Below are 7,598 nucleotides of genomic sequence, written 5' to 3'. Positions count from 1 at the left end.
AATGGTTCAGCCGACAGACATCGACAACCGCGCCGCAGCACGTAACGAGATTGGCCAAGCGACAAACGGTGTTGTTAACCAAGTTGCCGCTTCCAACTACATCTTCGACGGCCGCGCCAAGCCATTTGCTGGCGACACAGTGAGCGTCACAAGCTTTGAAGCAAGCGACCGTCCGCTGGACTCCACAGACATCCGCTAACTGAACAGCGCAGGCCGGGCGCGTCTCCGGCCACCTTCCTCCCTTGACCCTTCTTAAACCCAAAATCTGAAAGAGACCTTACCATGAAACTTATCATCGCATCTTTGACCGCCGCTACTGTTCTTGCCTCTGCTGCTTCCGCAATGGTTCAGCCAACTCACATCGACAACGTCGCCGCCGCGCAAAACGCGCTTGGTCAAGTCACTAATGGCGTCGTCAGCGAAATCGCAACATCCGCATATGGCCTCGATGGTCGTTCAGAAGTGTTCGTTGGCGACACAGTGAGCGTCACAAGCTTCAAAGCAAACGAGCGTCCGCTGAACTCAACAGACCTTCGCTAAGCCCTTAGACCCTGTCTGCCCCTCCCGACCCAAAGACCCGCAACGTTCCCTCCCGGCGTTGTGGGTTTTTTCTGTTTGGGGGGGGTAACTCTAGTTCGCGGGTAGCGATCCCAACAGTTCCGCGAACGCGGCTGCAAACTGTTTATCCACCTCGGGTTTGTAGTGCCCATCAGCAAGAAAACCAGACGCATACCGAGGATCGAAATGCTCGGCCGTCGCTAGGTAGGGGATATCAAATTTTTCGAACACCGGCTTTGCGATCTCTAGCAAGTCTAAATCATCTGGATCACGAGATTGGATCAACATCACCACAGGTCTTTGCCCATTTTGACGAGCCGTTCGCGCAAAATCTGTGATCATGAGTTGAAGCACTTCCTCGCAGGGGTAGCTGCCGTTGCGAATATTTTCTTGGACCTGAGTGACATGCGCTTGCGCGAATGACCGTCTGACCAAACGGGCAAAGGGTGAAAAGTCGAGCCATGTCGCACCAAAGGTCGCAGAGAAGTAGAATTGATCCTCGTTTGACAGCTGTTCGGTCCAGGCATCGAAAACAAAAGGGCGATAGCGAAGCGACCGTTCAGCGTCACCTGAATTGATCAAAGGTTCCATACGATGCAGCGCACCATCCACAAGATGATAAACGGGATAGGTGAACGGGGCAGGTTGCTCAAACGCCCATGTCCGATTGGACATTGCTGCCAAGCCCGACACGGAGGAAGATAGAATGCCAAACACGGCAATATCGCCGTCGCGTCGATTGGCAATGTCATCTTGGAATAGGGCAAAGGTGAAGTTTGGGGGCGCGCTAGGCCCGCTGTGCATGTCGAGCGTGAGGTCTGGATTGTCTTCCTTCGCGGCCAAAAGGATGTTGTCGACGAATGACATGCCATAGCTGCGAATGACGGGCCTAGGATTTTCCTGTTCCGCATCGAAGCTGTGCGTCGAAGCGTCAATAATCTCGCCGCGCCATGCGAGGTCATAGAGATTGTAAAGGTTGTCGGGGTTGTCTTCCCACTTTGCTAATTTGCCGGGTACACTCCGTCCATATTCAAAATATCGCACCAACGATCCGAGCTTTCCATTGCTCTCGGCCCAACTCAAAAGACCCATGACGCTTTGATCCAAGAGCGAGATCATGGCCAAGATCGAAACCAGCATGGTGAATGTCTTTTTCATCGCTCTTGTTGCCTAGAATTGAAAATAGATGAATGTCGAAGTGTTTGTCGTCGCGCCAAATGCCAAGAGATAGATCATCACGGCATAGAGCCCTGCACGCGTCAGTGTTGACCAACGTGTATAGAATTCAACGTCTCGCGTGCGCTCCGTAAAGATGTCCCAGAAAAGTAAGATCGCGATGCCAAGTAGCGCAGCAAAAGGAGGGCTCGTCATGCTTAATCCAGAAGGGGCGGGAACGAGACCAAGCAAGCGGGCTGTAAAGTCGGCGATCTGCGCAAAGGACGTCGCACGAAACAACAGCCAACCATAGCAAATGACCTGAAAGAAGGCTGCGATGGCAAAGATTTTGCCAATCCACCCAAAGAGACTGCTGCGTTCGAGCACGCTGTCTTGGGTGCGTTTGCCTGCTATGGCGCGATGGACACTCAAGAGCGCACCTTGATAAACGCCCCAAGCGACAAAGTTCCACGCCGCGCCGTGCCAGAGCCCCCCGAGCGTCATCGTCGCCATTAAGTTTCGGTAGGTCATCCAACGGCTCCCTCGGTTTCCACCGAGAGAAATGTAGAGATAATCGCGCAACCAAGTAGACAGGCTGATGTGCCAACGACGCCAGAACTCTTGCGGATTGGTGGCAAAATACGGCTGCGTGAAGTTACGCATAAGTTGGAAACCTAGCATCTTGGCGATGCCACGTGCGATATCGGTGTAGCCCGAGAAATCACAGTAAATTTGGATTGCAAACAGCCATGTTGCGAGCAGGATGTCTATGCGGGACGGATCCGGATTGGCGTAAACTGAGTTCACAGTATGAGCGATGCCATCAGCGATCACGACCTTTTTGATCATGCCAATAAGACAAAGCACAACTCCGCGTCTGAAATCATCCCAGCTTAGAATGCGGGGCATTTCAATATTTGGGAGCAAATTGCGCGCGCGTTCAATCGGGCCGGCCACGAGTTGCGGGAAGAAGGCAACAAAGAGCGCGAAATTGAGGAAGTCTTTGGTTGGTTTCAGGTCGCGGCGATAGATGTCGATCGAATAGCTGAGCGTTTGGAATGTGTAGAATGAAATCCCAACGGGCAACACAATCGACAGCATGAAAGGATCAGGATGATATCCAAAGCCGCCAAGCAGCGTGGCGAAACTGTCAGCAAAGAACCCGAAGTACTTGAAAAAGCCCAGCATGCCGAGATTGAACGCGACCGAGACCCAGAGGAGCTGCCGCCTTTTGACTTGATCGTCTTGGCGGTCGATATGCTGTGCGACGACAAAATCGACAACGGTGCTGAGCAGGATAAGACCAAGAAACCGCCAATCCCAAGCGCCGTAGAACACATAGCTGGCCACCAACAGCATGCGGTTCTGTGCTTTGTGGGGCAAAACAACGTAAGCCAACATCACACAGGCGAAAAACACCCAGAAATTTAATTCCGTAAAGAGCACGTGCGAGCAGGTCCAGACTATTTCTGCGCAGTGCGATTTATGCGGTCCTTTCCCTCGTGACAGCTTGGGTTAGAACAAACGCTCTGCAATTTCTCTTTCTCTAATGAGGTCATGTAAGCGTGCGATCAAGGAGTCGTTTGAATGATTTGGCGTCATTTAAAGCGCTTTGAGCCTTTGTCGCGTAGTATTTGGGCAGAAATGGCGTGATTAGTGATGCGAGTGAGAGACCTCACTCTTCCTGAGCGTCCGTCATTGGATCATGGCCAGAATAGTATTTGGACAACGTTGTGGACAGTCCCAGGTACATTTCATGCACGTCTTCAAGGCTGGGTACATCCAGATCATCAATGCGTTCTAGGAAAGGGCAGTTGAGAACCGCAGCCGCGACACCGTCTGCCCCGAACACGGGGTAGGCAAGGTTCGTCACGCCAACAGCGGTCGCAGATGGCATCTTGGCGAACCCGATTTCGCGAATTTTTGCGATCTCGTCCATGAAAGCTATGCGATCCATTTCTGGTTCGCCGACGGCAAGTCGATGCGTTTCCAACAAGCGCTCTAGCGCTTCTTCTGAACGAAAAGCGGCAAGCACGCGGCCAGTGCCGGTATTGGACAGGCCAATGACAGTTCCAACGCGCAAGGATAAACCCCAGTTGCCGGGAGATTCAGCAGACGCGACGACAACTATGTCGCCATTGCTTTCCATACCCATGTGACAAGATTGCCAAGCTTTTCTTGTCAGCTCTCGCATCCGCGGGGCCGCAGCGTTCAAAAGCCGACTGATCGGGGGGTGGCGCTGCGACATAGCAAACATGCGCAAGCTCAGCGAATAGCGTTCACCGTCAAAGCCGCGCACCACATAGCCGCGCCGTACCAATGTGTCGAGCATGCGGTAGATTTCGCTCTGAGAGCGATCAAGTGTTTTCGCGATCTCCGCTTGGGACAAACCATCTACATGGGTCGACAAGGCTTCGAGAATATCGAGGCCTTTTTCAAGCGCAGGTGCGCGGTATTTTCCAGCTTCAGCGGCCATTGTGCATTCCGTTTTTTCCGAGCTTTAAAGATTTCTTGCTTTTCGCTCTATGTCAATCTTGATTACAATATGAATATCTGTTTTATATTTGAATAACAGCGCTGGAATCAGCAATTTGATTCGAGTTTAGGCAAAGCCGCGCCGCTTCAGTCGGGGCGGAAAGAAATGCATCGATGGTCCTTTGGGAGGGGGAGCAGGTGCAAAACGATCAAAATCAGTCAATTTTTGATGGTGTTGCTGAAGGTGAGCGGCGAAAGTGGCTTGTCTTTAAATTGAAATAGAACGGACGAAACATGACACAGAGATTGAAAGATAAGACCGCGCTGATCACTGCTGCTGGGCAGGGAATTGGCCTTGCAAGCGTAAAGGCATTTCTTGAGCAGGGCGCTAAGGTCGTTGCGGTTGATATCAACGAAACATCGCTCGCAACCCTTCGCGAGTTGGATGGCGTTCAAGTTGTTCAGGCTGATTTGACCAGTGCGGATGATCTCGCTCGCGTTGTTGCGGAGCTGCCCGACATTGATGTCTTGTTCAACTGTGCAGGTTTTGTCGCCGATGGGTCCATTCTGGATTGTGAGGAAAAGGACTGGACCTTCAGTTTTGATCTCAACGTCAACGCGATGTACCGCATGATGCGCGCGCTATTGCCGGGCATGTTGGAGCGCGGCGGTGCGTCGATCATCAATATGTCTTCTGTCGCATCTTCGATGAAGGGCGTACCAAATCGTTTCGCCTATTGCGCGTCTAAAGCGGCAGTGATCGGCATGACTAAATCGGTCGCTGTTGACTACATCACGCAAGGCATTCGCTGCAACGCGATCTGCCCGGGTACAGTCGATAGTCCCTCCATGCATGAGCGTCTGCGCGCCACGGGTGACTACGACACTGCACTAGTGAACTTTATCGCCCGTCAACCAATGGGCCGTATCGGCACAGCCGAAGAAATTGCATCTCTCGCGGTCTATCTCGCAAGCGATGAAAGCGCCTTCACCACCGGGCAAACCTTTGCCATCGACGGCGGTTGGGCCATTTAACCAAGGAAATCGAGCACTATGAAACTTCTGCGATACGGCGAAATGGGCAGAGAGCGTCCCGGGTTAATGGATGCCAATGGGAATATCCGCGATCTGTCAGGTCACATTGATGACCTGACGGGCGCGACCCTTGATGACGCTCAGATGGACAAGCTGCGCGCGCTCGACGTTGGCTCGCTTCCCGTTGTTCCGATGGATACGCGGATTGGTGCTTGTGTTGGCGGTGTTGGCAAGTTCATTTGCATCGGCTTGAACTATGCAGATCACGCAAAGGAAAGTGGGCTGGAGTTGCCGGAAGAGCCGGTAATTTTCTTTAAAGCGACGTCGGCCATTCAAGGCCCGAACGATCCCGTCCACATCCCGCGCAATTCTGTGAAAACCGATTGGGAAGTCGAGTTGGGCGTGGTGATCGGCAAAAAGGCCTCTTACATCGAAAAGGAAGACGCGCTGTCGCATGTGGCTGGTTATTGTGTCGTCAATGATCTGAGCGAACGTGACTTCCAGTTGCACCGTTCAGGTCAGTGGGTGAAAGGGAAGTCCTGCGATACCTTCGGGCCAATCGGCCCGTGGCTCGTGACCCGTGATGAGGTGCCGGATCCTCAAGCGCTCGATATGTATCTAGAGGTCAACGGGCATCGGTATCAAAACGGGTCCACGCAAACGATGCACTTTGATGTGGCGACGGTGATTGCACATCTGTCCCAATTCATGAGTTTGCACCCAGGTGATGTCATTTCAACAGGGACGCCTCCGGGGGTGGGGATGGGGCAAAAGCCTGAAACCTATCTTCAAGAGGGTGACAAGATGGAGCTCGGCATCGCAGGGCTCGGCATGCAGCGCCAAGTGGTCGAGAACGCGCCATGACCCGCATTACGGACTTGAAAACGGTTGATCTTCGCTTCCCGACGTCACTGTCTTTGGACGGTTCGGACGCGATGAACCCAGACCCAGACTATTCAGCGGCTTATGTCATACTGGAGACGGATACACCGTTAGAGGGGCATGGGCTGACCTTTACCATCGGACGCGGAAACGAAGTTTGCGTTGCCGCTATTCACGCCCTGCGCGATCGTGTGGTAGGTTTGAATCTGGATGATATCACCAAAGACATGGGGCAGTTCTGGCGCCATGTAACGGGTGATAGTCAGCTGCGTTGGATAGGCCCCGACAAAGGCGCAATGCATCTTGCAACAGGCGCTGTCGTCAATGCTGTGTGGGATCTTTGGGCCAAGTCCGTGGGCAAGCCTGTTTGGGAATTGGTGAGCGAGCTGTCACCAGAGCAATTCGTGTCACTCATCGATTTCCGTTACCTCAAAGATGCGATCACGCCTGATGAAGCTTTGTCGCTTCTTCAAAGCATGGAAGCGGGGAAAGCCGAGCGCACGGCTCGGTTAAAGAGCGAAGGCTACCCTTGCTATACAACGTCCGCTGGCTGGCTTGGTTATTCGGATGAAAAGCTCCGTGGTCTTTGTCGAGAAGCGCGTGAAGCTGGCTTTACGCATACGAAGTTCAAGGTTGGTCAAAACCTAGAAGACGACAAACGCCGCTTGAAAATTGCGCGGGAAGAGTTGGGGCCGGACATGGTTCTGATGATTGATGCGAACCAAGTTTGGGAAGTCGAGCAAGCGATTGATTGGGTCAAAGAGCTGGCCGAGTTTAATCCCTATTTCATTGAAGAACCGACTAGCCCTGATGATGTCTTTGGTCACAAAGCAATTCGCGAAGCGATTGCGCCGATCAAAGTCGCCACCGGCGAGATGTGCCAGAACCGTATTCTGTTCAAGCAATTCATCACTCAAGATGCGATTGACGTGGTGCAGGTCGATAGCTGCCGCATGGGTGGTTTGAACGAAGTGCTGGCCGTTCTTTTGATGGCCGCGAAATATGGGAAACCCATCTGGCCCCATGCGGGCGGCGTTGGTTTATGTGAATATGTCCAGCATATCTCGATGATCGACTACATTGCGATCACAGGTGAAAAAGACACGCGCCGGATCGAATATGTAGATCACCTGCATGAACATTTCCTTGATCCTTGTCTGGTCGAAAACGGCGCCTATCAAGCGCCGCGCATGGCGGGCTTCTCTATCGAGATGCTTCCCGACACATTGGTCGAATTTTGCTTTAAACCTGCGATTGCGGCTGAGTGATGTCACAGCGGCTTTCAACATTGCGACGGGTTGGGCAAACGGAGGTCATGGTGACGCCAATGTCCTTTGGTTGCGCGAGCATCGGCAACCTCTATGCAGAGGTTTCGGATGATCAAGCCGCTGATGTGCTGGCCAGCGCATGGGACGCTGGCGTTCGTTATTTTGACACAGCGCCGCACTATGGGCGCGGGCTATCAGAGCAGCGCTTAGGCCGCTTTTTGCAAG

9 protein-coding genes are annotated in these 7,598 nt (G+C 52.9%); 6 read left to right on the top strand and 3 right to left on the bottom strand.

The features are described from left to right. Window positions 1-199, top strand: a 199-nt coding sequence (locus ABJQ89_RS11800) for a hypothetical protein (RefSeq protein WP_348496430.1), incomplete at its 5' end; no start/stop codon positions are given. Window positions 200-282: 83 nt separating this feature from the next. Continuing rightward, a complete protein-coding gene (locus tag ABJQ89_RS11795; protein WP_348496429.1) occupies window positions 283-540 on the top strand; it encodes a hypothetical protein in 258 nt (85 codons plus the stop codon). 90 nt (window positions 541-630) lie between these two features. Here ABJQ89_RS11795 and ABJQ89_RS11790 read toward each other — a convergent pair whose 3' ends face one another. The 3 genes from ABJQ89_RS11790 to ABJQ89_RS11780 all read right to left on the bottom strand — a co-directional run bounded on the left by ABJQ89_RS11790 (window position 631) and on the right by ABJQ89_RS11780 (window position 4,189). Beyond that, on the bottom strand, window positions 631-1,716 hold the full coding sequence (locus tag ABJQ89_RS11790; protein ID WP_348496428.1) for a hypothetical protein: 1,086 nt from the start codon (window positions 1,714-1,716) through the stop codon (window positions 631-633). Window positions 1,717-1,728: 12 nt separating this feature from the next. Continuing rightward, window positions 1,729-3,159, bottom strand: a complete 1,431-nt coding sequence (locus ABJQ89_RS11785) for an MBOAT family O-acyltransferase (RefSeq protein ID WP_348496427.1) — start codon at window positions 3,157-3,159, stop codon at window positions 1,729-1,731. 229 nt (window positions 3,160-3,388) lie between these two features. Then, window positions 3,389-4,189 (bottom strand): IclR family transcriptional regulator, encoded by an 801-nt coding sequence (locus tag ABJQ89_RS11780; RefSeq protein WP_348496426.1) that lies wholly within the window; start codon window positions 4,187-4,189, stop codon window positions 3,389-3,391. Window positions 4,190-4,482: 293 nt separating this feature from the next. Here ABJQ89_RS11780 and ABJQ89_RS11775 point away from each other — a divergent pair, with 293 nt between their 5' ends. From ABJQ89_RS11775 to ABJQ89_RS11760, 4 genes are all read left to right on the top strand, one after another. Next, complete coding sequence (locus ABJQ89_RS11775) at window positions 4,483-5,223, top strand: SDR family oxidoreductase (RefSeq protein ID WP_348496425.1); 741 nt, start codon at window positions 4,483-4,485, stop codon at window positions 5,221-5,223. Window positions 5,224-5,241: 18 nt separating this feature from the next. After that, the gene (locus ABJQ89_RS11770; RefSeq protein ID WP_348496424.1) at window positions 5,242-6,087 is read left to right on the top strand and encodes a fumarylacetoacetate hydrolase family protein; all 846 of its coding nucleotides are present in this window, start codon (window positions 5,242-5,244) and stop codon (window positions 6,085-6,087) included. Next, on the top strand, window positions 6,084-7,373 hold the full coding sequence (locus ABJQ89_RS11765) for an L-fuconate dehydratase (RefSeq protein ID WP_348496423.1): 1,290 nt from the start codon (window positions 6,084-6,086) through the stop codon (window positions 7,371-7,373). The genes ABJQ89_RS11770 and ABJQ89_RS11765 overlap by 4 nt, the downstream gene beginning before the upstream one ends. Beyond that, on the top strand, window positions 7,373-7,598 hold a 226-nt coding region (locus tag ABJQ89_RS11760; RefSeq protein WP_348496422.1), incomplete at its 3' end, for an aldo/keto reductase. The genes ABJQ89_RS11765 and ABJQ89_RS11760, both read left to right, overlap by 1 nt.

The organism is Planktotalea sp., assembly GCF_039984035.1.
GTDB lineage: Bacteria > Pseudomonadota > Alphaproteobacteria > Rhodobacterales > Rhodobacteraceae > Planktotalea.
This window is presented reverse-complemented; position numbering and strand designations above follow the sequence as displayed.

Coding starts and splice junctions, on each gene's coding strand:
- ABJQ89_RS11775 (WP_348496425.1), top strand. CDS start 4,483: ATGACACAGAGATTGAAAGATAAGACCGCGCTGATCACTGCTGCTGGG.
- ABJQ89_RS11790 (WP_348496428.1), bottom strand. CDS start 1,716: ATGAAAAAGACATTCACCATGCTGGTTTCGATCTTGGCCATGATCTCG.
- ABJQ89_RS11770 (WP_348496424.1), top strand. CDS start 5,242: ATGAAACTTCTGCGATACGGCGAAATGGGCAGAGAGCGTCCCGGGTTA.
- ABJQ89_RS11795 (WP_348496429.1), top strand. CDS start 283: ATGAAACTTATCATCGCATCTTTGACCGCCGCTACTGTTCTTGCCTCT.
- ABJQ89_RS11765 (WP_348496423.1), top strand. CDS start 6,084: ATGACCCGCATTACGGACTTGAAAACGGTTGATCTTCGCTTCCCGACG.
- ABJQ89_RS11780 (WP_348496426.1), bottom strand. CDS start 4,189: ATGGCCGCTGAAGCTGGAAAATACCGCGCACCTGCGCTTGAAAAAGGC.